This window comes from Caryophanon latum (genome assembly GCF_001700325.1).
GTDB lineage: Bacteria > Bacillota > Bacilli > Bacillales_A > Planococcaceae > Caryophanon > Caryophanon latum.
In genome coordinates this window covers 1-1,749 of record NZ_MATO01000085.1, presented here as the reverse complement: position 1 = coordinate 1,749, position 1,749 = coordinate 1, and the positions used below count along the sequence as shown (strand labels likewise).

2 protein-coding genes are annotated in these 1,749 nt (G+C 41.1%); one reads left to right on the top strand and one right to left on the bottom strand.

The features are described 5' to 3' along the window. Positions 1-526 precede the first annotated feature (526 nt). Positions 527-1,348: a hypothetical protein gene (locus A6K76_RS16015; protein WP_066466598.1), complete on the bottom strand. Its 822-nt coding sequence runs from the start codon at positions 1,346-1,348 to the stop codon at positions 527-529. 75 nt (positions 1,349-1,423) lie between these two features. On the opposite strand from A6K76_RS16015, the gene A6K76_RS16010 reads away from it, so the two are divergent. Continuing rightward, the coding region (locus A6K76_RS16010; RefSeq protein WP_211271782.1) for a hypothetical protein at positions 1,424-1,749 on the top strand (326 nt) is incomplete at its 3' end.

Here is a 1,749-nt window from a genome sequence, read left to right as displayed (position 1 = left end):
CTGAAAAGTCTGCAAGTTCGTTATGAAACTTTGCGTTATTCATCTTAATTGAACCGCCGTATACTGATCCGTACGTACGGTTTTGTTAGAGGTCTGGAGTTAATCACTCCCTCCTACTCGATTGCGTGCGATTTAAACGCCTTTATAAGCTGTTGTAGCGACTTTTATTTAAAAAACGTATAAAACATCATTTTTGATTAAAAACGCGTTTAAACGGCAATTTAAACGTTTTTACGAAGTTGTCATCATTTTCGTATAACGAAATCCATTTCAAGCGTGTACATAATGTCATTTTGTCACAGATTTATTTTCAGCAGCAAAGCGGAACTCAACGCCGCATGATGGCATACATGCGACGCTTTCGTAACGTTCATCGTAATTGCTGCCGAGCTTGATTATGTGCAACGAGTAACCGATAAAGTGAGTTGTTACGTAATGCAACATGACGATCGCAAAGCTTGTGTGACAAGTAACATCAGTAGTTTATTTATGAACAAAACAATTAATACATTAATAGTTTTATGTGTTAATCAATTAATTGTTTGAAAGAGCTGTAATGATGAATCGCAAAGCCAGCAAAGCTCCTAGCGCGAATAGCTTTTGAAATGGCGCGCAGCTGTTCGTTTACATACGTTTCGTCTTGCCCGTAAAAGCTGACGAAATCACCTTCCTCTGATGCCATCGTTTCAATCGCAATCGTCAACGGCTTTTTCGCTTTTTGTGCAAACTGCAGTTCATGCTTTGTAATGTCAATGATGTCTTCTGCGTTGTTGCGGTATGCCATAATCGTCACGCCGTCTAACTGTTCAATGACCCACTGTGCAACGTTTCCTTCACCAAACTTATTTTTGTAAGCAACTTCATCAAACCAAAATGGTAAATCTGCTTCAATCGGCAAATTGAGCGAAGCCGCCTGTTGCTGTGCTCGAACGATCATCGTTTGGAACTGTTCAACGACAAGATGTAAATATGGCTCGACATCTAAATGAATGCCGTGAAACGGAGCGTCTGCATAACGATTCGTATAGTCGCGCAGCCATTGAAAATAGTCGTAAAACAGCTCGTCATCGGTTACCCAAGCTGGTGAGCCGTCAAGTGCATACACTGCAATATGCTGTGCTGTTGCGCGTTCAATGAAATGAGCGTATTCGGCCAGTTCGACATGTGGATCAATTTGTACGAAAACGGTGTTAAATTGTTGATCCGTTAAAAACGTTATCACTTCTTCCGGGCGTTCAAGCAACGTTGCATTCCAAAGCCACGTTGCTTTACGCAAGTCGCTCGTTGAACAGCTCAGCAGCATGCAGCACATTCCTCCAATCAATAAAATGAGTACGTATTTTTTCATGTTTCACCTCTTGTATGTGTACGATGCCGTCATTTGGGTAAAGAAAGGAAATTTGAATGAAGGGAAGGAACTGTAATGATCAGAACGATACAAATTGTTTTATTTTGCATGTTAGTGACAATGGCTTCTTCGGTAACTGCTGCGAGTGAATGGGATGTTGACGGGCTGACTGATTTACAAAAACAATGGACGATTACGTTTAACGAGCCGGTTGAGCTACAGCTTATCGAAAAAAATACGATCGTCATTCGAAATGAGTTCGGCAATGTAGTACATGCGACGTTAATACAACATACACCGAATGAGCTCATTGTTGATGTTGGCGAAAACATGTACGACATCGAGCATACATATACGCTAACGATTGCACCATTTGCGAGCAGTGCAGGCAATATGCTAAA